This is a genomic window from Streptomyces sp. NPDC097107, assembly GCF_044762405.1.
GTDB lineage: Bacteria > Actinomycetota > Actinomycetes > Streptomycetales > Streptomycetaceae > Streptomyces > Streptomyces thinghirensis.
Map to the genome: position 1 here is coordinate 310,424 of NZ_JBIWEF010000004.1, position 21,328 is coordinate 331,751.

Below are 21,328 nucleotides of genomic sequence, written 5' to 3' on the forward strand. Positions count from 1 at the left end.
GACATGGTGATCGTGATGGCCGCACAGGCCACGGTGTCGGACGTCGCCGCGGTCGTCGCGCGGGTCGAGTCGGCGGGCGGCGAGGCCTTCGTCAGCCGCGGGACCAGCCGTACCGTCGTCGGACTGGTCGGCGACATCGAGCAGTTCGGCACGCTCAGCCTCGGCGCCCTGCGCGGGGTCGCCGAGGTGGTGCGCATCTCGGTGCCGTACAAGCTGATCAGCAGGGAGAGCCACCCGGACCGCTCGGTGGTCCGGGTGGGCGGGTCGCCGATCGGCCCCGGCGCGCCGACGCTGATCGCCGGGCCCTGCGCGGTGGAGACGCCGGAGCAGACGCTGCGGGCGGCGCTGATGGCCCGGGCGGCCGGCGCGACCGTCCTGCGGGGCGGTGCCTTCAAGCCCAGGACCTCTCCCTACGCCTTCCAGGGCCTGGGCGAGGCCGGGCTGAAGATCCTCGCCGACGTGCGCGCCGAGACGGGCCTGCCCGTCGTCACCGAGGTGGTCGACGCCCACGACGTCGAACTGGTCGCCTCGTACGCCGACATGCTGCAGATCGGCACCCGCAACGCGCAGAACTTCGCGCTGCTGCGGGCCGTCGGCGACGTGGACAAGCCGGTCATGCTCAAGCGGGGGATGTCCGGGACCATCGAGGAGTGGCTGATGGCCGCCGAGTACGTCGCGCAGCGCGGCAACCTCGACATCGTGCTGTGCGAACGCGGCATCCGGACGTTCGAGACGGCCACCCGCAACACCCTGGACATCTCCGCCGTGCCCATCGTCCAGCGGCTGTCGCACCTTCCCGTCATCGTCGACCCCTCGCACTCGGGCGGGCGGCGCGACCTGGTGCTTCCGCTGACCCGGGCGGCGCTGGCCGTCGGCGCCGACGGGGTCATCGTCGACGTGCACCCCGACCCGGCGACCGCGTTGTGCGACGGGCCCCAGGCACTCGTCCACGAGGACCTGGAGGAACTCGGCGCGGCGATGCGCGGCGAGCTGCCCGCAGGGCGCCGGATCCTCGACGGGGCCGCCTGTCTCCCGTAACGGCGGCGGCCGCCGGGCCCGGTCCGGCGGCCGGTCGCCGCATCCTCCTCAAACGGGGGATGGGACACGGCCCCCGCCGTTGGCAGAGTCCTTTCCGTCCCGCCACACAACCGGGTCCGGGAGGACTGAGGATGACGACAGGCAAGAGCATCGAGAAGCCGGCCGCGGCGGAGCTCTCCGAACGGCTCCGGGGCCGGGTCCTGCTGCCGGGGGACGACGACTTCGCCCCGGAGCTGGACGGGTTCAACCAGATCACCGAGCACGCTCCGGACCTGATGGCGGTCGTCGCGGGAGCCGAGGACGTGCGCGAGGCCGTGTCCTTCGCCGCCGCCCGCAAGATGCCGGTCGCCGTCCAGGCCACCGGCCACGGCCCGTCCACCGCGGCGGACGGCGGGCTGCTGATCAGCACCCGCGGGATGCGGGGCGTGCGCGTCGACCCGGCCGCTCGGACGGCCCGGGTCGAGGGCGGCACGCAGTGGTTCGAGGTGGTCGAGGCGGCCGCCGAGCACGGCCTGGCCCCGCTCAACGGCTCGTCACCGCTGACCGGGGTGATCGGCTACACGCTCGGCGGCGGCCTCGGGCTGATGGCCCGCAAGTACGGCTACGCCGCCGACCACGTCACCGCCCTGGAGATCGTCACCCCCGACGGACGGTCGCACCGGGCCACCGCCGACCAGGACACCGACCTCTTCTGGGCCGCGCGCGGCGGCAAGGGCAACTTCGGCGTCGTCACCGCCCTGGAGTTCGGCCTCGTCCCGGTGGAGCGGCTGTACGGCGGCGGGCTGTTCTTCGCCGGCGAGGCCGCCGCGGAGGTGCTGCACGCCTGGCGCGAGTGGACCGCGACCGTGCCGGAGGACGTCACCTCCTCGCTGGCGCTGCTGCGGCTGCCGGACGTCGAGTCGATCCCGCCCTTCCTGCGCGGCCGGCTGACCGTGCACGTCCGGATCGCCTACCTGGGCTCGGCCGAGGACGGCGACAAGCTGGCCGGGCCGCTGCGCGCCGCCGGTCCGCTGGTCGTCGACACGCTGGCCGACATGCCGTACACGAGGTGCGGAGAGATCCACAACGACCCCACCGAGCCGATCCCCTACAGCGAGCGGTCGATGATGCTCCGCGAGCTGGACGAGGCGGCCGTGCGCGCGCTGCTGGAGCTGGCCGGCCCAGGCGCCGACTGCATCGACCTGGCCGTGGAGCTGCGGCAGCTGGGCGGCGCGGCCGGCCGGCCGCCGAAGACGCCCAACGCCGTCGACCACCGGGACGCCGCCTTCGCGCTGTCGACCCTCTCGCTGCCCGACAACCGGCCCCCGCTCGTGGTGGACGGCATGGCGGCGTGGGGCACCGGGCGCCGCTACCTCAACTTCCTCGCCAGTCCCGACGCGGCGGACCTCACCGAGAGCGGCTACGAACCGGCCACCTTCGCCCGGCTGGCAGCGATCAAGGCCCAGGTCGATCCGGACAATCTCTTCCGGTTCAACCACAACATCGCGCCGCGTCCCCGGCGGGCCTGAGCTCGCGAAAGAGCGGCGCGGCGCACCCGCGGGCGCGGTAGCACCGGCGCGATATCCCGCCGATACATCCCATTGCAAGGCTGGCCGGGACGCTTACCACTGTCTGGTGGATTGTTCAATCAGGAGGACAGCAGTGAAACGACGTGACGTGATGAAGGGCATGGCGGGCGCCGTCGCGGTCGCGGCGGCGCCCGCCGCCGTCATCCACGCGGGCAACACCTGGGCCGCCTCGAACGAAGACGCGGCCGCCCCCGGGGCGGCCGGGGAAGAGCCGGGGGACCTGTACACCGAGCAGTACAAGGGCCGCACGATCACCGTGACGGAGAGCACCGGGAAGGTGCGGATAGACGGCCGGGAACTGCACCTGATGAAGCTGGGCGAGGGCGCGTACCTCAGCTCGATGTGCCACTACCGGTTCGAGGCCACCCCGCTGGCCGCCGGCCGCCAGGCCGTCGACGAGCTGCGGGGGGCGAACCTGCTGCCCTCCGGCGGCCACCACCATGCCTGACCCGGACGCGAGAGAACCGAGAAGGAAGAAGCCCATGGTTCCCGTTCGCAAGAACCACCTCGACATGACCCGCGCGGAGAAGAGACGATTCATCCGCGCCCTGCTCCGGGTCAAGGAGACAGGCGTCTACGACGAGCTGGTCCGCATACACATAAAGATCAACTCGGGCGACTACCTGGACAAGGACGGCGGCGTCGGCAAGCGCTGGGGTCACATGGGCCCGGGCCTGTTCCCGTGGCACCGCCAGTACCTGCTGGTCCTGGAGCGGGCCATGCAGCGGTTCGACCCCACCGTCACCATCCCGTACTGGGACTGGACCAAGGACCAGAGTCCCGACTCGCCCCTGTGGGCCGACGACTTCATGGGCGGCAACGGCCGGCCCGGCGACGGCAGGGTCATGACCGGCCCGTTCGCCCGCTGCAACGGCTGGAAGCTGAACGTCAGCGTCGTCCCGGTCGGCGACGAGCACCCGGCGTTCAACGGCAACTACACCGCGGACGACCGGGACTACCTGGTCCGCGACTTCGGCACCACCAACCCCGTCCTGCCGACGACGAAGGAACTGGCGGACACCCTCGCCCTGCCGACGTACGACACGCCGCCCTACAACTACACCTCGGGGTACGGCACCGAGACGCAGTCCCTGCGCAACCACCTGGAGGGGTACGCGAAGTTCCCCCACGAGGCCAACCTGGGCAAGCTGCACGGCGCCGGCCACACCTGGGTGGGCGGCCACATGCTGTACATCGGGTCGCCGAACGACCCCATCTTCTTCATGCACCACTCCTTCCTCGACAAGGCCTGGACGATCTGGCAGAAGCAGCACCCGGACGTTCCGCAGTACCTTCCGGTGGAAGAGCACCCGGATGTGCCCTCGCTGCACACCAAGCTCGCGCCCTGGTACACGATGACACCGGCCGATCTGCTCGATCACACGAAGTTCTACCGCTACGAATAGGGTTCTTCAGAGGTCCAGGAACATCTCGCACGACCGTAGTCCCGTGCCGCCGACGACAGTTGCCATCGACATTCACCTGATGCCGATGGCAACTGCATTGGCGTGATTACGGGTCTTCACGCGCCCGTGCGTCATTTTCTCGCACATCATTACCGGGGGTATAGATATGTGCGCCGACCACGTGTTCCACATACTTGGCCCGCTACTCGTGACGAGCGGCGGGGAGCCAATAGAAATAAGCGGTATCCGCAGGCAGAAATTACTCGCCGCGCTGCTTCTGCAGCCGAATCAGATGGTCAGCCTCGACCGGCTCGTCGACGTCATGTGGGACGACAAGCCGCCCGCGTCCGCCCACGGACAGATCCGCATCTGCGTCTCCGGCCTCCGCCGCCTGCTCAGGGGCGGCGAGCGCGACAGCGTGATCGAGACCCACCCCTCCTGCTACCGGATCAGCGTCCACGGCGAGGACGCCGTGGACCTGTTCACCTTCGAGCGGCTCGTCTCCCAGGGGCGGGCCATGGTCCGCGACGACCAGTTGGAGCGCGCCGAGAAACTGCTGAAGGCGGCGCTCGCGCTGTGGCGCGGACCGGTCGCGGCCGGCCTCGACAGCCCGGCGCTGACCGCGCTCGTCGTCAGGCTGCACGAGGACCGGCTGACCGTGCAGGAGGAGTACTTCGACGTGGCGCTGAAACTGGGGCACCACCAGCGGATCATCGGCGATCTGACCGGTTTCGTCTCCGAGAACCCCTTCCGGGAGCGAGCCTGTGCCCAACTGATGCTGGCGCTCTACCACTCGGGCCGCCAGGCGGACGCCCTGAAGACCTTCCGCGCCGTCAGGGCGCGGTTCTCCGAGGACCTCGGCATCGAGCCGGCCCGGGACCTGCACGTCCTGCACCAGTCGATTCTGGTGGGGCGGCTCTCCCCGGCAGGCTCACCTCCCGTGGACCCGCCGGCCTACGCCGCCCCTCGTTCTGACGGTCACCGGGGCCGCCGCCCGGCCGGCATAGCGCTGCTCTCCCGGACCTCGCCGAACCCCGTCACGGCCGACCCGTTGGAGCAACTGCGGCTGGAGAACGACCTGCTGCGCACCGAACGCGACGGGCTCCGCCGGATCCTGTCCCTCTGGCTCGACCTGAGCGACGTCGACCTGGGCGTCGCGGCCTACTGAACCGGCTCACGGCAACGCCCCTCCCTCCGCTCCTCGACGGACAGGACCAGGGGGAGGGGCGTGCTGCGTCTTCACCGTCCGGGCCGCCTCTTTGGGCCTCAGCTCCCGGGTCGCTGCTTCAGGGCTTCGGCTTTCGGGCTTCCGCCCGTACGCGTCAGGCCTCCTGCTGCGCCCGGGCGGGCGGGAGCGTCAGGGCGATCAGCCCGGCCAGCAGCGGGAGCGCCGCGACGACGGCGAGCGCGCTGGTGAGGTCCATGTGCTCGGAGAGGGTCCCGGCCGCGGCCGAGCCGATGCCGCCGCCGACGAAGAACAGCAGGTTGAGCACGCCCATGGCGCCACCGCGCTGTGCGGGCGCGAGACGGCTGGAGAGCACGGCGGTGGTGAGCACCTGAGTGGCGGCGAACGTCGCCATACCCATGGAGGTGCCGATGAGCATCACGACGATGCCGCCGTCCACGAGGCCGACGGTGCCGAGGAACACCGCGCAGCTGACGGCGGTCCCGGCGAGCAGCAGGCTGCCGCCCTTGCCGACCGTGAGCTTGCTGGCCACGCGGGCGGCCACGGCGCCGACGACCGCGCCCGGGAGCAGCCAGGCGCCGATCTTGAACACACCCCAGCCGTACTGCACGGTGAGGATCTGCGGCACCGCGTACATCGCGGCGAACAGCCCGGCGTAACCGCCCACGCCGATCGCCGCCGAGGTAAGGAAGGTCCGGTCGGTGGCCAGTTCACGCGGGAGGAACCCGTCGGGCCGCTTGCCGATCCGCGTCAGCAGGCCGCCCACCGACACCACGAGGAGGACCGCCAGCCCGATCACCAGCGGGGTGTCGAGGTCGAGGGAGGACGCCTGGATGAGGAGCAGCAGGGAGGTCGCGCCGGCGCCCAGCAGGACGCCGCCGGTCACGTCGACGGCCTTGCCGTAGCCGGGGCGGGAGGCCGCGAGCTCCAGGCAGAAGGGCACCAGCAGCAGCGAGAGCGCCGGCAGCACCAGGGTCAGCCGCCAGTCCAGCCAGTCCGTCACCATGCCGCCCATGAGGGTGGCGGTGGAGGAGAACAGCGCCATGGACGCGCCGAAGATGGCAAGGATCTTCGTCCGGTGTTCGGCCGCCGCTCCCGAGGCGAGCGTGAGGGCGCTGGAGGTCATGGCGCCGGAGCCCGCCGCCTGCACGAACCGGCCGGCGATCAAGGTGCCGAAGTCCTGTGCGACCAGGCACAGCACCGCGCCCACGGCGAGGAACAGGGCGCCGGTGAGGAGGGTGTTGCGCACGCCCCACTTCTCGGAGAGCCGCCCGAAGAACGCGGTGCCCACGCCGAGCGCGAGGGCGTGCGCGGTCAGCACCCAGCCGGCGACCGCCGGGCGGACCTCCATCTCCATGGCGACGTCGGGCAGCGCCACGCCCGCAGCGGTCACTCCGAAGATCACTGGGCCGAAGAGGGCTCCGAGCCTGAGCCCGGTCAAGCCCGCACCGGGTGCGGTTCGCGGCGGAGCCTGCACCGCGCTGTTGGTGGTCATCGAGAGTCGTCCCTTCCAGGATTCGTGAGGTGTGCCGAGTCGGCGCCTTGGTGTGGTCGGGGGGTGTCACGCGGGGCGTTCGAGGGCCCGCACGCGCGGTGGGATGTTGTGGTTGAACCGGAAGAGGTTCTCCGGGTCGTACCGCGCCTTGATCTCGCCCAGCCGCGCGTAGTCGGCGGGCGTGTGACCCCGGTGGGCCAGCCGGGCGGTACCCGGTCCGGCGAGGAAATTGAGATGGGCGCGGCCCGTCCCGCGATGCGCCATGCCGTCCACGACGTGTTCCGGGCGTCCGCCGGGCGGTCCGAGCGTGGTCAGGCAGTACAGGGCGTCGCGGTGGTCGACCGCGCCCGGCACCGCGGCCGGCCGGCCGAGCGCGCCGCCCATGTGCCGTAACTCGACCACGGCGTCCGTGCAGCCGCTGCCCGGACCGGCGAGGCGGAGCAGGTCGTCGACCGCGTCCGGACCCAGCTCGCGCAGCATGGTGGAGCGTTCGTCGTAGGCGATGGGGGAGGCCGGGTCTTTGTGGATGTCCGCGAAGCGGGTGTACGGCATCTCTCCCAGCGTGTCCGCGAGCGTCGGGGCGACGGCGCGCAGGGGCCTGACCAGTCGCTCCCCCTCGTCGCCCGGGCCGAGGTGGGCGACGCGGAGGTGCACCAGGAGCCCGCCCCGCGGGAAGGGCGGGATCGGCCTCTGGTCGGGCATCCGCAGCAGCGCAAGAGAGGAGGCGGTCTCCTCCGGCACGGACTCCGTCCACGACCGCCAGGCGTGCAGCACCTCGGCGGTCCTGTCGCCGGGGAAGAAGAGACCGCCGCCGTAGAGCCGGGTGACCGGCACGAGCCCGAACTCCAGGGCCGTCACCACGCCGAAGTTGCCCTTGCCGCCGCGCAGCGCCCAGAAGAGGTCCGGGTGCCGCCGCGCGGTGGCGGTGCGGGGGAGTCCGTCGGGGGTGACGATGTCCACCGCGGTGACGTGGTCGGCGGCGAAACCGTAGGCGCGGGACAGCAGCGCCAGTCCGCCGCCCAGGGTGTGGCCGACCACTCCTACCAGCGGTGAGGAGCCGTTGAGCGGAGCGAGCCCGTGGACGGCGGCCGCGTCGACGACCTGCCGCCAGCGCGCGCCGGCCTCGGCCCGGGCGACCCGGGTGGCGGGGTCGACGGTCACGCCGGTCATCCGGCGGGTGTTGACGAGCAGCCCGGTTCCCTCGGTGACACGCGAGGGACCGTGGCCGGTCGCCTGGACCGCCGTCGGCAGTCCGGTCTCGGCCGCGAAGGCGACGGCCTTGCGCACCTCCGTGGCGTCCCGTGCGCCGAGGACCATCGCGGGCCGGTGCCGCAGGACCCGGTTGAACCCGGCGACCTCGGCCGCGTATCCCTCGTCCCCGGGCCCCAGCACCGGCCCGGAAAGGCGCCCGGCAAGCCGTTGCGCGGTTGCCGGTCTGTACATGCGTCAGCCCTCCCAGGCGGAGCCAGTCGGTTCGCTGATCACACTTCCAGCGCCGGCTCGGAGGGCCCATCCCTCTATTGAGGGGAAGTGGGCTGCGTCCTTTCGAGGGGGAGGGGGCTGCGGCCTTTTGAGGGGGAGGGGGCTGCGGCCTATCGAGGGGGAGTGGGCTGCGGCATGTCCCCCATGACGCGGAGCATCTCGACCAGCTGCCTCGTCCGCTCCTCGCCCAGCAGCTCCTCCACCCGTGCGTGCAGTTGCGCGGCCTCCTCGACCCCCTCGGCCAGACGCCGGCGGCCGGTGTCGGTGAGGGCGACGATGCGGCGCCTGCGGTTCGCCGGGTCCATCTCCTTGGTCACCAGGCCGCGCGCCTCCAGGCGGTCCAGCAGAACGGTGAGCGTGGAGCGGTCGACGGCGGTCAGGGCCCCCAGCGCGGACTGGTCCAGGCTGCCGTGGTCGTCCAGGGCGAGCAGCACCGCGAACTGAGGACTGGTCAGGTCGGGCAGGCGCTGCTGCCACAGCGCCGCCCACGCCTGTCCGGCCCGGCGCAGCTGATGCGGCAGCGCCTCTTCCAGTTGTGGCCGCGGCCGAGGGCTTGTGTTCGCCATGTCGGCCAGTATATTCAGTACAAGGACATTCCGTACACGGAAGATTGCGGTGGGGGCCAGGATGCGGCTGATCGTGGGAATGACCGGCGCCACCGGCGCGGTGCTGGGCGTTCGACTGCTCACCGAGTTGCAGCGGAACCCGCAGGTGGAGACACATCTGGTGCTCAGCCGCTGGGCGCGCGCGACGGTGGAACTGGAGACCGGGCTGAGCGCCCGCGAGGTGGCCGCGCTGGCCGACGTCACCTACTCGCCCGACGACCAAGGTGCGGCGATCTCCTCCGGCTCGTTCCCCACCGACGGCATGGTGATCATCCCGTGCAGCATGAAGACGCTGGCCGGCATTCGGGCCGGGTACGCCGAGGGGCTGATGGGCCGCGCCGCCGACGTGACGCTCAAGGAGCGGCGCCGGATGGTTCTGGTGCCGAGGGAGACGCCGCTCAACGAGATCCATCTGGCGAACATGCTGGAACTCGCCCGCATGGGCGTCTCGATCGTGCCGCCCATGCCCGCCTTCTACAACCGGCCGGAGTCGGTCGACGACATCGTCGACCACATCGTCATGCGGGTTCTCGACCAGTTCGGTCTCGAGGCCACCGGCGCCCGCCGCTGGGAGGGCTTCCCACGGCGGCAGCCGGCCGGCCGGACGGGCCCGGCGGCCGACGCCCCCGTGATACGCCACAACGGTACGCAGCAGAGGAGCGCGCGTTCATGAGCAGGCCTATGACCGAGCCTACGAGCGGAGCGGCGACCGAGTCCGCAGCCGGGTCGGTGAGCGACCCCGCGGCCGATTCTGCGGCCGGGTCGGCGACCGATTCCACGACCAGCCCGGCGACCGGGCCGGCGACCGCCTCCACGGCCAGCCTTACGACCAGTCCCGCGTCCGGTTCGGTGACCGGCCCCGCGGCCGATTCTGCGGCCGGGCCGGCGGCCGCTCCCGCGACCGGCTCGGCGACCGCCCCCACGGCCGGGCCTGCGACCGGGCCGGGGGCCGCCCCCACGGCCGGGCCTGCGACCGGGCCGGGGGCCGACCCCACGGCCGGGCCGGCGGCCGCTCCCGCGACCGGCTCGGCGACCGCCCCCACGGCCGGGCCGGCGACCGCTCCCGCGACCGGCTCGGCGACCAGCCCGACGACCGCTCCCACGGCCGGCCCCAGCCCGCTGATCCGGTTCGGTGAGCTGCGCGGTTACCTCGACGCGCTGGAGGCGCTCGGCGACCTGCGGCGCGTCACACGGCCGGTGAGCGCCGATCTGGAGGCCGCCGCGATCAGCCGCCTGTCCTGTGAACGACAGGCCCCGGCCCCGCTGTTCGAGAACGTGGCGGGCGTCGAGCCGGGCTTCCGGCTGCTGGGGGCGCCCGCCGCGCTCAGTTCCGCCCCCGGCAAGCCGCTGGCCCGGGTCGCGCTGTCCGTCGGCCTGCCCGCCGGGACCACCGCCGCCGAACTGGTCGACCACCTGGCCCGTACCCGCGACGCGAAACCCGTCCCTCCTCGGCCGGTCGCGCGAGAGGACGCGCCCTGCAAGCAGAACGTGCTGCTGGGCGACGACGCCACCCTCGACCGCTTCCCGGTGCCCCGGGTCCACGAGTTCGACGGCGGCCCCTACGCCAACACCTGGGGCATCATCGTCGCCAGGACGCCGGACGGCCGCTGGACCAACTGGTCGATCGCCCGGATCATGCTGATCGACGGCAAGCACATGACCGGCCTGGTGATCCCGGCGCAGCACATCGGCATGATCTGGTCGGAGTGGGTGAAGATCGGCGAGCCGATGCCGTACGCACTGGTGCAGGGCGGCGACCCGGCCGTCCCGTTCGTCGGGGGCGTTCCGCTGCCGCCGGGGGTCGACGAGGCCGGCTACATCGGGGCGCTGCACGGCGAGCCGGTCGACGTCGTACGGTGCGAGACGGTGGACCTGGAAGTGCCCGCGGGCGCGGAGATCGTCATCGAGGGGCACCTGTCAGTCGGCCGCGACGCGCGGGAGGGGCCGTTCGGCGAGTTCGCCGGATACGGCTCCACCGAGACGTCGATGCAGCCGGTGTACACGGTCGAGGCCATCACCCACCGCGACGACCCGATCTGGCCGCTGGTGGCCGAGGGCCGGCCGGTGGACGAGTTCCACACCGTGACGGGCGTCGGTCAGGCGGCCGAGGTCCTGGCGGAGCTGCGCGCCGCCGGACTGCCGGTCACCACTGCCTGGTCGCCGCTGCGCGCCGCGTCGCACTGGATGGTGGTCACCGTCCCGCGGGACTGGCGGGAGCGGCTGCCCGGCGTCGACTCCGCCGAACTCACGCACCGGATCGGCAAGGTGCTCTCCGAGTCCCACTCGGGCCGCGCCACGGCGGCCACCTTCGTCCTGGACGACGACGTCGACCCCGCCGACGACACCGACCTGCTGTGGGCGCTGGCCACCCGGATCCACCCCCTGGGCCGGGCGGAGGCGTGGTACGGCTTCGTCCACCCGCTGCTGAACTGCTACACCCATGAGGAGCGCGCCGCCCAGTCCGGCCCGATCGTCTTCCACGACGGGCTGCTGCCCGCCCCCGGAGAAGGCCGGCTCCCGCACAGTTCCTTCGCCCAGGCCTACCCGGAGCGGATCCGCCGCAGGGTCCTCGAACACTGGCACGACTGACACCGCCCCCGGACCGGCCGGCACGTTCCTGACGAATGGGACCGGCGCGGGCCTGGTGATGGCGCCCACTCCCGAACCTGGACGGAGCAAGTGAACACTGACCAGCAGCACGAAGGGCTCGCAGCCCTCGCAGCCCTCCTCCGCCACGTGGCGGCCGCCTGGCACGAGGACGGCGTCCGATGAGGACCGCCCTGGTCATAGGAGCCGGCCTGATCGGCACATCCGCGGCCCTGACGCTCGCCGGACGCGGCGTCACGGTGCATCTGGCCGACAACGACCCGGACCGGGCCCGGACGGCGGCGGCCCTCGGCGCCGGCAGCGACGAGCCGCCCCCCGGCCCCGTGGACCTGGCACTCGTCGCCGTGCCGCCCGCGCACACCGCCGCCGTGCTGGCCGGGGCGATGCGCGCGGGGGTGGCGCGCGGCTACGCCGACGTCGCCGGCGTCAAGGGCGGCCCCCGGCGCGAGCTGGAGGACCTGGGCCTCCCTCTCGGCTCTTACATCGGCACCCACCCCATGGCGGGCAAGGAGAGCTCCGGCCCGCTCGCGGCGAGCGCCGACCTGTTCGAGGGCCGCCCCTGGGTGCTCACCCCGATGCCGGACACCGACACGGAGGTGCTGAACCTCGCCCTGGAACTGGTCGCGCTCTGCCGCGCCGTGCCCGTGATCATGGACGCCACCGCCCACGACCGGGCCGTCGCCCTCGTCTCACACACCCCGCAGCTCGTCTCCTCGATGGTCGCCGCACGACTCCGGGACGCCGACGAGACAGCGGTGCGACTGTGCGGTCAGGGCATCCGCGACGTCACCCGGATCGCCGCGTCCGACCCGCGGATGTGGACCGAGATCCTCGCGGCCAACCCGGGCCCCGTCGCGGAGGTGCTCGCGGGGGTGGCGGCCGACCTGGAGGACACCGTCGAGTCGCTGCGCGCCCTGCAGTCCGCCGACGAGGCCAAACGGCGCGGCGGCGCGGCGGGCATCGAGGACGTCCTGCGCCGGGGCAACGCGGGCCGCGCCAGAGTGCCCGGCAAGCACGGCGAGGCGCCCGCCTCCTACGAGACGGTGGCCGTCCTCATCAGCGACCAGCCGGGCGAACTGGCCCGCATCTTCGCGGACGCCGGCCGCGCGGGCGTCAACATCGAGGACGTACACATCGACCACGCGACCGGCCGCCAAGCGGGCCTGGTCCAACTGATGGTGAGCCCCGCAGCGGCCCCCGCCCTGAGCACAGCCCTCGGCGAACGCGGCTGGTCGATCCACCGCTGACGCCACGAGCCCGGGCGGCGACCACGGGAGCTCCGCTTCGAGGGTCAGAACCGCGCGGCGAGCCGCTTGATCCGGCTCAAGCCGCCCTGTATCGGGCAGTCCGCTCACGCATCACTCACGCGTCACTCACGCGTCGCCGACTGCTGAACAGCGCGTGGTCAGATCCGGCCGAGGTCGATCTCCACCGAGAAGGGGGCCGCTGCCTTGACGACGCCGGTGAACACATCTCCGTCCCTGTAAGTCTTCGTCGCGGGGTCGAGAACGTAGGTGTACACGAGAGGAACGCCTGTCACGGCCTGCTCGATCCGCCAGTAGAAGCCGATGCCTGCCTTGGCGTACTGGTCGACCTTCACGATCCGGTCGGTGGTCTCCGAGCCCGGCGACACCACCTCCGCGACCAGCAGCACGTGCTCAGGACGGGTGGGGGTGATGTCGATCGTGTCCGCGCGGTACACGACGACGTCCGGGCGGCGATTGGTGAGCGGGACGTCCTGAAGCCGGACGTCGAAGTCCGTGTCGGCGTTCCACTCCGGGCCCGCGGCGGCATCCAGGGCGTTCGCGAGAATCCGCGCCAGTCGGTTGTGCCGCTTGGACGCGCTCGGACTCACGACGACCATCCCGTCCACGACCTCGATGCCGGCGCACTGCTCCTCGGACCAGGACTCGTACTCCTCCGCCGTGATCTGCTCATGCATCCACGCCGGGGCCACCATCTCGGCCGTCATGAAGTACCTCCCGGACGCTGTGCTGCGGGCCCGATCCCGCTGGATTCAGCGTACTGTCTGCCGTCCTTCCGGCACGCTGATCCCGCTCACGCTCCCTCCCATCGGCCGGCATCCGACCAGCAAGCCCACGACAAGTGGGAAACCGGCGCGGTGGACTCGTCGCCAGAGGATCGGAACACGGCCGGCGGTACCCCTGGCCTGACGGGCCACACCGGTGAGCGCTGAACCACCCGGCGACGTGACCGTCGCGAAACCTCGGCCGCAGAGCAGCATGGTTTCGCCGCTCATACGGCCGCCACCGCGAAGGAGGCGCACCGTGTGCTCCGCACCGCGCTCACGGCGGCCGTGCGGAAGGAATTGATCACGCGGAGGGTTGCCTCGCTGGTGGAGCCACCGCGAGTCGAGCAACGGGAGATTCGGCCTTGGTCCTTGGAAGAGACGCTGTCCTTTCTGGAGGCTGCGCGAAAGAACCCGCTGTACGCCGCATTCGTCCTGGCCATCGTCATGGGTCTGCGACGGGGTGAGCTTGTGGGCCTGCGCTGGTCCGATGTGGACCTGGACAACCGGGTACTCCACGTCAGACACCAGGCTCAGCGGCGCAGGGGCGAGCTGTACGACGACGACCCCAAGAGCCGTCGCAGCCGCGTAGTGCCGATGCCCGCGCTGTGGCGGATTGAAGCCGGCCGGTCCGGGGCCGGCTTCCGTGGTTCAGACGGGGGTGCTCTCGTCGGGGACGAAGGGGTCTCCGTGGCCGGGGACGATCAGGGCGGGCTTGAGGGCGAGGATCTTGCGGCGGGTGGCGCGCAGGCCCTCGTGGTCGTCGGAGGTGGGATCTTCGGCGGGGCCGTGGACGCTCCACCAGGCGTGGGTAAGGACGACGGTCCCTTCGGCGGTTTCCGCCACGGTGGAGATGTCCTGGGGGGTGTGGCCGGGCGTTTCCATCAGGCGGATCGAGGGGGAGAGCTGGTACCCGTCGGCGGGGCGGTCGTACCAGAGGTGGTTGTGGTAGGCGGCCCAGACGTCGTGGGCGCGCGCGTTGGGGAACAGGGCGGCGTTGAGGGTGTGGTCGGGGTGGTGGTGGCTGAAGACCACGTCGGTCACCTGCTCGGGGCTTATCCCGGCGGCGGCGAGCGGGTCGAGGATGAGTTTGCGGTCCTCGACCATGCCGGGGTCGACGACGACGATCGTGTCGCCGTCGTGCAGGAGGCAGACGGTCGAGGCGACGTGCCACGGCTTCTCGCGGCCGTCGCGGTCCGCGTTGCGGGCGTCGAGGCTGTCGTAGCCGGTGGTCAGCAGGGTGAATGTGGCCGTCATGAGAGGTGATGGTCCTTCGTCGATCGTGGGGAACGACCGGATGGAGGGCCAGTTGGGCCGTCCATGCCGGGGGCTTGAGGGCGTGCGAAACCGCGCCCCGGCGCGGGTCCGGTGAACCGGCGGCGGGGCGGAGGTGGCCGGACTCAGTCGGCGGTGGTCTGCGTGCGGCGGGCGTAGGCGCGGGCGGCGCGGGCACGGTCGCCGCAGCGGACCGAGCACCAGTGGCGGCGTCCCGCGCGGAGCAGGTAGCGGTTGCAGGGGTTGGAGGGGCAGGCCGTCAGGCGTTCGGCGTCGGGTCCGGTGAGCAGGTCGGCGGCGTCGGCGGCGAGGATGCCGAGGGCTTGGTCGACGATCTGGTCGATGGGGTGCGGGGCGGTGCGGTGCATGCCGCGGACCGAGTCCCAGCCGAGCGGGGAGGCGGTGGGCACCCGCGTGAGGGCGTCGTTGACGGCCGCCAGCGCGGTGGCGGGAGCCGGATGCCCGCCGACCTGGGCGGCGAGCAGGGCGCGTACCTGTTCGCGCAGGGAGCGCAGACGTGCCGCGCAGATCTCCTGCATGCCGGCGTCCGCGGGGGCCAGGTTGTGGTCCACCAGCCACTGGTTGGCGCCGGAGGGCGTGCCCAACGCATCGAGGAACTGGCCGCCCGGCAGGGCGATGGCGCTGTTGGCCAGGTCGAGGGCGGGGTATTGCTCAGCGCCCGGTGCCGGGGGCAGCCCCGGGCCGACTGCTTCGACGGTGGTGGCGGTATCGGTCTCACTCACGCATCTCACGCTACAGCTTGCTTCTATCCGTGACAAACGCCTATGGTCACGGATGTAAGCCAATCTATCCGTGAGGTGATTTCGTCATGGCAGCAACCGGCGCGTCCAGCGAGCAGATCCCCATCCGTGTCTTCGGCGGTCCGACCGCCCTCATCGAGTACGGCGGGCTGCGCTTCCTGACCGACCCGACCTTCGACGCCCCCGGCACCTACCCCTCCGGCCTGGCCAAGACCGCGCCCGCCTCCGCCACGCCCGCTGATCTGGGCCGTATCGATGTGGTGCTGCTGTCGCACGACGAGCACGACGACAACCTCGACGCCTCGGGCCGGGCCCTGCTCACCGATGTCCCCCTGACCCTGACCACGCCCAGTGGCGCGGGCCGGCTGGGCGGCACCGCACGCCCCCTGAAGGACTGGGAGTCCATCGAGCTCGACCGCCCCGATGGCGGCACGATCACCGTCACCGGCGTCCCGGCCCTGCACGGGCCCGGCACGCGTGAGGACCTCGAACCCGTTGTCGGCGAGGTCGTCGGTTTCGTCCTGAGCGGTGACGGCCTGCCCACCATCTACGTCAGCGGCGACAACGCCCAGCTCTCCCTGGTCCGCGAGATCGCCGACCGGTCGGGCCCGGTGGACACCGCCGTACTGTTCGCCGGCGCGGTCCGCACTCCCGTCCTGGACCGCGCGCTGCTCACGCTCGACAGCGCTCAGGCCGCCGAGGCCGCCCGCATCCTGGGCGCCCGCCGGATCGTGCCGGTCCACTTCGACAGCTGGGCCCACTTCACCGAGGGCCGCGAGCAGCTCGTGGACGCTTTCACCACCGCCGGACTGATCGACCGCGTCGAACTGGCCTGACACCGAACGCCCTGGCCCCGCGGCGCGCCACGCGTGCACCGCGGCGGTCCTTTCCCCGGCCCGGCCACTCGCGCCAGGCCGGCGCACCGCAGAAGGAATCCCCGTGAACGACCCGATCAGGGACACGGCGCGCGGCTCCGCTCCCGCGCCGCTGTCCGTCCTCGACACCGCCTTGGCCGGCCGCGGCGTCAGCGCCGCCGACGCCCTGTCCGGCAGCATCGCACTGGCCGAACTCGCCGAGAGGCGCGGTTTCACCCGCTACTGGGTGACCGAACACCACTCCATGCCCGGCGTCTCCTCCTCCAGCCCCGCCGTCCTGCTGGCCCGGCTGACCGCCCACACCACACGGCTGCGGCTCGGGGCGGGCGGAGTGATGCTGCCCAACCACCCCCCACTGATCGTCGCCGAGCAGTACGGCCTGCTCCAGGCCCTCGCTCCAGACCGGATCGACCTCGGTCTGGGCCGCGCCCCGGGCACCAACCAGGCCACCGCCGCCGCCCTGCGACGAGGCCGCTCCGACGACGACGATTTCCTGCAACAGGTCGTCGAGCTGCTGCGCTTCCTCGACGACGACTTCCCCGAAGAGCACCCCTACCGCGAGCGCGTCTACGCCGTGCCCGGACCGGGACAGGACAAGGAGAACGGTCTTCCGCAGACGACCGGCCGCCCCTCGGTCTGGCTGCTCGGATCCTCCGGATACTCCGCCCAGCTCGCCGCCCGCCTGGGCCTGCCCTTCGCCTTCGCCGCGCACTTCTCTCCCGATCACGTCGCCGGTGCGCTCCAGCTCTATCGCGACCGGTTCACCCCCTCGGCCGTCCTCACCGAGCCGTACGCACTGGCCAGCTTCGCCGTCATGGCCGCCGACGACGAGCACGAGGCCCTGCGTCAGACACGCAGCTACGCCCACAGCATGATGCGCATGCTCCACGGCAAGTCCTACCTCGTGCCCACGGCCGACGAGGCGGCTTCCTACCCCTACACCGCCTCGGAGCAGCTGGTTCTCGACCGCTGGACCAACACCGTCCTGCACGGCACGCCCGACCGGGTCACCGCGCACCTCGACCGCCTGCACGAGGCCGCCCGGCCCGACGAGATCATGATCGCCAGTGTGGGCCACACCCCTCAGGCGCTCCTGCGCTCGACCGAACTGATCGCCGACGCCTACACCCTGCCGAGCACACCGGTCCCCGTGTCCGCTCGCTGACGGCCCCAGGCAGCTCGCACGGGCCACCTGACTCGCAGCCGGACAGGACCACGTAAGGCACCCCAACACCACGCCCGCCCACAACCATTGGGCTCGTAACGGAGACACCATGCCCCACACCGCGACTACGCCACCCAGCGGGCCGGCAGACGCCCCACCGGCCACTCCCGGCCCTTCGCTCCCCGAGACGCAGAAGCGCATCCTGGTCATCCTGCTGGCGTCCCAGATCCTCAGCGGTGTAGGACTCGCGGCCGGCGTCACCGTTGCCGCCCTGCTGGCGCAGGACATGCTCCACTCCACCACTCTGGCGGGGCTGCCCAGCGCCCTGCTCACCGCAGGCTCCGCCCTCGCCGCCGTCACGATCGGCCGCGTCTCGCAGACCCGCGGGCGCCGCCCCGGCCTGGCCGCCGGCTACCTCGCAGGCGCTCTCGGCGGTGCCGGAGTCGTCGTCGCCGCCGCCCTCGACAACCCCGCCCTGCTGTTCATCTCCCTCTTCCTCTACGGCGCCGGAACCGCCGCCAATCTCCAGGCCCGCTACGCCGGAGCCGACCTCGCCGCCCCGCGTCACCGCGCCCGCGCCCTGTCTACCGTCCTGGTCGCCACCACGCTGGGCGGCGTCGTCGGCCCGAACCTGACCGCCCCCGCCGGGCACCTCGCCACCGCCCTCGCACTGCCCCCGCTGAGCGGCCTGTTTCTCATTTCCAGCGCGGCGTTCGCCCTGGCTGCACTGACCCTCCTGATCTGGCTGCGTCCCGACCCCCTCCTGCTCGCCCGCACCCTCCCCTCCGAGCCGGAGGCACCGGAGCGCACCGGCACAGGATCGGCGCCCCACGTCCAGCAACCCGCCACACACCGCCGCCCCGGCCTGCCGCTGGGGGTACTGGTGATGATCCTCAGCCAGCTCGTCATGGTCGCGATCATGACGATGACCCCCGTGCACATGCACGACCACGGCCACGGCACCGCCGTCTCCGGCCTCGTCATAGCCCTACACGTCGGCGCGATGTACCTGCCCTCACCCCTGACCGGAGCACTCACCGACCGCCACGGCCCCACCGTGACGGCCGCCGCCTCCGGACTGACCCTGCTGGCTGCCGGCATCCTCGCCGCCGCCGCGCCGGCCGACTCCGTCCTCCTGCTCACCGTCGCTCTCATCCTGCTCGGCATCGGATGGAACTTCGGCCTCGTCAGCGGCACCACCATCATCACGAACGCCGTCCCCCTGGCCACGCGAGCCAAGACCCAAGGCATGGTCGACGTCGCCATCGCCATTGCCGGCGCCACCGGCGGCATGACCTCCGGGATCGTCGTCGCCGCAGCCAGCTACCCCTTCCTCGCCCTCACCGGCGCCGCCTTCGCCCTCGCCCTCCTCCCCGCAGTCATCGTCACCGCCCAGAAGACCCCGCCCCGCACACCGTCCTCGGAACGCTGACAGACCAGCGCAGCAGAGCGGTCGGCGGCGCCCTCCGCCTCGCCTGCGGTTCAGGTCAGCCGTGGTCGGCGAGCTTCGTCCCGGGCCCGGTCGATGGCGTCGGCGGCCGCATGGCCGACCAGCCGCTCGATCTCCTCCGGAACCTCCCGTTGGTCCAGCACGAAGAGCCTGCCGTCGACGAGCTGGGTGGTCACCTTCCAGCCGAGACGTCCTCCGGCCTCCCGAGCGGCTCGCCAAACATCTTTGAGCTCGCCCATCTCCGTGAGATCGTCGCGGCTCAGGATCAGCTGACCGTAGTAGCCCTCGTACTGCGGCTTCAGGCCGGCCCGCATCAACGTCTCAAGCCGGTCGACCAGCTTCTCGTGCCGGCGCCGGGCCAGCTCGTCCTTCGCGGGCATGTCGCACAGCTCCCCACCTCTGCCCGCAGCCCGTGTGTGCCATATGTGTGCTGCGAGTGCGAAGGCCCTCCCGTCCGACGGACGGAAGGGCCTCTGGCCAGGTGTTTCTCTGTGCCCCCGGCAGGATTCGAACCTGCGACACCCGCTTTAGGAGAGCGGTGCTCTATCCCCTGAGCTACGAAGGCCGGTGGCGGCACGGTGAGGTGCGGATGTGCCACCGCCGACAGTGTAGCGGGTGGGTCGGAGGGTGGCGGGCTGGTCAGGTGAGGGGGACTCGGCGGAAGCGGCCCGCCTCACGTAGGTCGGCCTCTATGTGCGTGGCCGTTTCCTTCAGGGGCGGCAGGATGTCCGTCATGCAGTCCGCTGCCGTGCGGCGGGCGGCGTGCATGGCGACGTTCACGGCGGCCACCGTGCGGCCCTCGCGGTCGCGTACCGGGACGGCGAGGGAGCGCAGGCCGGCCTCCAGTTCCTCGTCGACCAGGGCGTAGCCGAGAGAGCGGGCCTCCGGGAGGGAGAGGAGGACGTGGCCCATCGCCGTCGACCGGGCCGGGAGGCGGGTGCCGAGTGTGATGTGGGCGCTCATGACGCGGCTCGTCGATGCGCGGGCCGTGTACTGGATCTCCTCGCCCGAGTCCGCCAGGACGGCCAGTGAGGCCGACTCGTGGACGCGGTCGGCGAGGGCGGTCAGGTGGGGCTGGGCGATCTGGGGCAGGGAGGTGCGGGAGAGGGGCGGGAAGCCGAGGGAGAGGACTCGGGGGGTGAGGGTGAAGCGGTGGTCCGGGGTCTGCCGTACCAGGCCCGCGTGTTCGTGGGTGATCAGGGCCCGGCGGGCTGTCGCGCGGGCCAGGCCCGTCGCCCTCGCGACCTCCGTGAGGGTCAGCGCGCTGCGGCCTTCGCCGAACGCCGTCAGTACCGTCAGGCCGCGGGCCAGGGATTCGACGAACTCCCGGCCCAGTTCGTGTTTCGACGCGGTCGTCCAGGTGGCCAGGCCGGAGCGGGGGGTGCCCGGTTCGGGCGGTGGGGCGGTGCGGAGGTCGTTCTCCATCGCGGTGACCGCCGCGCGCAGGTGGGGGAGCAGGGTGGTGCGCAGGTCCTCGGCCGTGTGGCGGCTGGTGTGGCTCACCACGCTCGCCACGCACGCCACCCGGCCGGTGCCGGTGTCCCGTACCGGGGCCGAGATCGCGACCAGGCCGGGTTCGATCAGCTGGTCGTCCAGGGCGCAGTCGGTGGCCGCCGCGGCGGCGGTGCGCTGCTCGAAGTCGTCGCTCTGGGGGGTGTGTTGGCGTGGGGGTACGGCGGGGAAGGTGCGGTCCTCCGGGTCCGCGGCCCGGCGCTCGTGCCAGTGGCGCCAGTCGGACTCCGTCCACTCCGTGGCGAACAGCGGGCCCGGCGCGGTGCGTTCGGCGGGGAGCAGGTCGCCGATGCGGAAGCTCAGGGACATCGCGCGGCGGCGGGTGGCCTGGTGGATGAAGCGGATGCCGTCCCGGTCACCGACCGCGAGGGAGACCGACTCGTCCAGTTCGCCGGCCAGGGCGTCGGCACGGGAGGAGAGCAGAGCGGGGAGGCGGAGGGCGGCCAGGTAGGCGTTGCCGAGTTCCGTCAGGCGGGGGGCGAGGGTGACGTCGCGGCCGTCCAGGCGGACGTATCCCATACGGGCGAGGGTCGCCGTGACGCGGTCGACGGTGGAGCGGGCCAGGCCGGTGGCCTTCTCCAGGCCGCTGAGGCTGAGGGTGCCGCCTTCGTCCGCTTCGGTCAGCCGCCGCAGTACGGCGATACCGCGCAGCAGCGGTGCGACCGCCTCGGCCGGCGGGGTGGAGGGAGCGGAGGCAGCGGATGGAGGGGGTGGAGGGGGTGCGTGCTCGGGCCGTGTTTCGGCGTTCCCGGTGCCGGGTGCGGCGGCGGCCTCCCTGCGGGCGGCGTCGTTCGTGGTGTGGGCGGGCATCGGCTCTCCGGTACGGCGGTGCGGCGGTCGCGGCAGGGCAACGGCTACCGTAATGCCGCCGCCG

Annotated in this window: 19 protein-coding genes, 1 tRNA gene and 1 pseudogene; 12 read left to right on the top strand and 9 right to left on the bottom strand. The window is 72.2% G+C overall.

Features of this window, described 5'->3' with window-relative positions:
• Positions 1–3 precede the first annotated feature (3 nt).
• From bagF to bagI, 5 genes are all read left to right on the top strand, one after another.
• On the top strand, positions 4–1,038 hold the full coding sequence (gene bagF, locus ACIQ1J_RS11610; RefSeq protein WP_403556262.1) for a phospho-2-dehydro-3-deoxyheptonate aldolase BagF/FevY: 1,035 nt from the start codon (positions 4–6) through the stop codon (positions 1,036–1,038).
• Positions 1,039–1,169: 131 nt separating this feature from the next.
• Positions 1,170–2,546 (top strand): bagremycin/ferroverdin biosynthesis FAD-dependent oxygenase BagG/FevA2, encoded by a 1,377-nt coding sequence (gene bagG, locus ACIQ1J_RS11615; RefSeq protein ID WP_403556264.1) that lies wholly within the window; start codon positions 1,170–1,172, stop codon positions 2,544–2,546.
• Positions 2,547–2,679: 133 nt separating this feature from the next.
• Entirely contained in the window at positions 2,680–3,054 is a 375-nt protein-coding gene (bagZ, locus tag ACIQ1J_RS11620; RefSeq protein ID WP_403556266.1) for a bagremycin/ferroverdin biosynthesis copper chaperon BagZ/FevE, read from the top strand.
• 34 nt (positions 3,055–3,088) lie between these two features.
• Positions 3,089–4,012, top strand: a complete 924-nt coding sequence (gene bagH, locus ACIQ1J_RS11625; protein WP_403556268.1) for a bagremycin/ferroverdin biosynthesis o-aminophenol oxidase BagH/FevF — start codon at positions 3,089–3,091, stop codon at positions 4,010–4,012.
• A 208-nt stretch (positions 4,013–4,220) separates the two neighbouring features.
• Entirely contained in the window at positions 4,221–5,180 is a 960-nt protein-coding gene (bagI, locus tag ACIQ1J_RS11630) for an AfsR/SARP family transcriptional regulator BagI/FevR (protein ID WP_403556270.1), read from the top strand.
• Between the two features lie 154 nt (positions 5,181–5,334).
• Here the strand turns inward: bagI and bagJ are convergent, their stop codons facing one another.
• The 3 genes from bagJ to bagL all read right to left on the bottom strand — a co-directional run bounded on the left by bagJ (position 5,335) and on the right by bagL (position 8,741).
• Positions 5,335–6,693, bottom strand: a complete 1,359-nt coding sequence (gene bagJ, locus ACIQ1J_RS11635; RefSeq protein ID WP_210963804.1) for a bagremycin/ferroverdin transporter BagJ/FevB — start codon at positions 6,691–6,693, stop codon at positions 5,335–5,337.
• 66 nt (positions 6,694–6,759) lie between these two features.
• Positions 6,760–8,136: a bagremycin/ferroverdin biosynthesis FAD-dependent oxygenase BagK/FevA1 gene (bagK, locus tag ACIQ1J_RS11640; RefSeq protein WP_403556272.1), complete on the bottom strand. Its 1,377-nt coding sequence runs from the start codon at positions 8,134–8,136 to the stop codon at positions 6,760–6,762.
• 149 nt (positions 8,137–8,285) lie between these two features.
• Positions 8,286–8,741: a MarR family transcriptional regulator BagL/FevM gene (bagL, locus tag ACIQ1J_RS11645; RefSeq protein WP_403556274.1), complete on the bottom strand. Its 456-nt coding sequence runs from the start codon at positions 8,739–8,741 to the stop codon at positions 8,286–8,288.
• Positions 8,742–8,802: 61 nt separating this feature from the next.
• On the opposite strand from bagL, the gene bagM reads away from it, so the two are divergent.
• The 3 genes from bagM to ACIQ1J_RS11660 all read left to right on the top strand — a co-directional run bounded on the left by bagM (position 8,803) and on the right by ACIQ1J_RS11660 (position 12,634).
• The gene (gene bagM, locus ACIQ1J_RS11650) at positions 8,803–9,453 is read left to right on the top strand and encodes a bagremycin/ferroverdin biosynthesis UbiX family decarboxylase BagM/FevK (RefSeq protein WP_403556646.1); all 651 of its coding nucleotides are present in this window, start codon (positions 8,803–8,805) and stop codon (positions 9,451–9,453) included.
• A gap of 8 nt (positions 9,454–9,461) precedes the next feature.
• Complete coding sequence (gene bagN / locus ACIQ1J_RS11655; RefSeq protein WP_403556276.1) at positions 9,462–11,369, top strand: bagremycin/ferroverdin biosynthesis UbiD family decarboxylase BagN/FevL; 1,908 nt, start codon at positions 9,462–9,464, stop codon at positions 11,367–11,369.
• A gap of 179 nt (positions 11,370–11,548) precedes the next feature.
• Positions 11,549–12,634 carry a prephenate dehydrogenase gene (locus tag ACIQ1J_RS11660; protein WP_403556278.1) on the top strand — a complete coding sequence of 362 codons (1,086 nt, stop codon included), beginning with the start codon at positions 11,549–11,551 and terminating at the stop codon, positions 12,632–12,634.
• 158 nt (positions 12,635–12,792) lie between these two features.
• Here ACIQ1J_RS11660 and ACIQ1J_RS11665 read toward each other — a convergent pair whose 3' ends face one another.
• Positions 12,793–13,359, bottom strand: a complete 567-nt coding sequence (locus tag ACIQ1J_RS11665; protein WP_403556280.1) for a Uma2 family endonuclease — start codon at positions 13,357–13,359, stop codon at positions 12,793–12,795.
• A 288-nt stretch (positions 13,360–13,647) separates the two neighbouring features.
• On the opposite strand from ACIQ1J_RS11665, the pseudogene ACIQ1J_RS11670 reads away from it, so the two are divergent.
• Positions 13,648–14,025, top strand: a pseudogene (locus tag ACIQ1J_RS11670) (tyrosine-type recombinase/integrase); the annotation flags it as partial.
• Positions 14,026–14,067: 42 nt separating this feature from the next.
• On the opposite strand, the gene ACIQ1J_RS11675 reads toward ACIQ1J_RS11670, so the two are convergent.
• Both ACIQ1J_RS11675 and ACIQ1J_RS11680 read right to left on the bottom strand, forming a co-directional pair.
• Positions 14,068–14,673, bottom strand: coding sequence for an MBL fold metallo-hydrolase (locus ACIQ1J_RS11675; RefSeq protein WP_403556282.1), 606 nt, complete (start codon positions 14,671–14,673; stop codon positions 14,068–14,070).
• A gap of 143 nt (positions 14,674–14,816) precedes the next feature.
• The gene (locus ACIQ1J_RS11680) at positions 14,817–15,434 is read right to left on the bottom strand and encodes a CGNR zinc finger domain-containing protein (protein ID WP_403556284.1); all 618 of its coding nucleotides are present in this window, start codon (positions 15,432–15,434) and stop codon (positions 14,817–14,819) included.
• An 86-nt stretch (positions 15,435–15,520) separates the two neighbouring features.
• Between ACIQ1J_RS11680 and ACIQ1J_RS11685 the strand changes: the two genes are divergently transcribed.
• From ACIQ1J_RS11685 to ACIQ1J_RS11695, 3 genes are all read left to right on the top strand, one after another.
• Positions 15,521–16,288: an MBL fold metallo-hydrolase gene (locus ACIQ1J_RS11685; RefSeq protein ID WP_403556286.1), complete on the top strand. Its 768-nt coding sequence runs from the start codon at positions 15,521–15,523 to the stop codon at positions 16,286–16,288.
• Positions 16,289–16,391: 103 nt separating this feature from the next.
• Positions 16,392–17,492 carry an LLM class flavin-dependent oxidoreductase gene (locus ACIQ1J_RS11690; RefSeq protein WP_403556288.1) on the top strand — a complete coding sequence of 367 codons (1,101 nt, stop codon included), beginning with the start codon at positions 16,392–16,394 and terminating at the stop codon, positions 17,490–17,492.
• 109 nt (positions 17,493–17,601) lie between these two features.
• Complete coding sequence (locus tag ACIQ1J_RS11695) at positions 17,602–18,924, top strand: MFS transporter (protein ID WP_403556290.1); 1,323 nt, start codon at positions 17,602–17,604, stop codon at positions 18,922–18,924.
• 50 nt (positions 18,925–18,974) lie between these two features.
• Here the strand turns inward: ACIQ1J_RS11695 and ACIQ1J_RS11700 are convergent, their stop codons facing one another.
• From ACIQ1J_RS11700 to ACIQ1J_RS11710, 3 genes are all read right to left on the bottom strand, one after another.
• Positions 18,975–19,322: a hypothetical protein gene (locus ACIQ1J_RS11700; protein WP_403556292.1), complete on the bottom strand. Its 348-nt coding sequence runs from the start codon at positions 19,320–19,322 to the stop codon at positions 18,975–18,977.
• A gap of 112 nt (positions 19,323–19,434) precedes the next feature.
• A tRNA-Arg gene (locus tag ACIQ1J_RS11705) sits at positions 19,435–19,507 on the bottom strand.
• A gap of 74 nt (positions 19,508–19,581) precedes the next feature.
• Entirely contained in the window at positions 19,582–21,264 is a 1,683-nt protein-coding gene (locus tag ACIQ1J_RS11710; RefSeq protein WP_403556294.1) for an IclR family transcriptional regulator C-terminal domain-containing protein, read from the bottom strand.
• Positions 21,265–21,328 lie beyond the last annotated feature (64 nt).

Excerpts from the sequence above, each read along its gene's own strand:
- bagH (WP_403556268.1), top strand. The coding sequence starts at position 3,089 with ATGGTTCCCGTTCGCAAGAACCACCTCGACATGACCCGCGCGGAGAAG.
- ACIQ1J_RS11675 (WP_403556282.1), bottom strand. The coding sequence starts at position 14,673 with ATGACGGCCACATTCACCCTGCTGACCACCGGCTACGACAGCCTCGAC.
- bagK (WP_403556272.1), bottom strand. The coding sequence starts at position 8,136 with ATGTACAGACCGGCAACCGCGCAACGGCTTGCCGGGCGCCTTTCCGGG.
- ACIQ1J_RS11665 (WP_403556280.1), bottom strand. The coding sequence starts at position 13,359 with ATGACGGCCGAGATGGTGGCCCCGGCGTGGATGCATGAGCAGATCACG.
- ACIQ1J_RS11700 (WP_403556292.1), bottom strand. The coding sequence starts at position 19,322 with ATGCCCGCGAAGGACGAGCTGGCCCGGCGCCGGCACGAGAAGCTGGTC.
- ACIQ1J_RS11710 (WP_403556294.1), bottom strand. The coding sequence starts at position 21,264 with ATGCCCGCCCACACCACGAACGACGCCGCCCGCAGGGAGGCCGCCGCC.
- ACIQ1J_RS11660 (WP_403556278.1), top strand. The coding sequence starts at position 11,549 with ATGAGGACCGCCCTGGTCATAGGAGCCGGCCTGATCGGCACATCCGCG.
- bagM (WP_403556646.1), top strand. The coding sequence starts at position 8,803 with ATGCGGCTGATCGTGGGAATGACCGGCGCCACCGGCGCGGTGCTGGGC.
- bagF (WP_403556262.1), top strand. The coding sequence starts at position 4 with ATGGTGATCGTGATGGCCGCACAGGCCACGGTGTCGGACGTCGCCGCG.
- bagJ (WP_210963804.1), bottom strand. The coding sequence starts at position 6,693 with ATGACCACCAACAGCGCGGTGCAGGCTCCGCCGCGAACCGCACCCGGT.
- ACIQ1J_RS11695 (WP_403556290.1), top strand. The coding sequence starts at position 17,602 with ATGCCCCACACCGCGACTACGCCACCCAGCGGGCCGGCAGACGCCCCA.
- bagG (WP_403556264.1), top strand. The coding sequence starts at position 1,170 with ATGACGACAGGCAAGAGCATCGAGAAGCCGGCCGCGGCGGAGCTCTCC.
- bagL (WP_403556274.1), bottom strand. The coding sequence starts at position 8,741 with ATGGCGAACACAAGCCCTCGGCCGCGGCCACAACTGGAAGAGGCGCTG.
- ACIQ1J_RS11685 (WP_403556286.1), top strand. The coding sequence starts at position 15,521 with ATGGCAGCAACCGGCGCGTCCAGCGAGCAGATCCCCATCCGTGTCTTC.
- bagN (WP_403556276.1), top strand. The coding sequence starts at position 9,462 with ATGACCGAGCCTACGAGCGGAGCGGCGACCGAGTCCGCAGCCGGGTCG.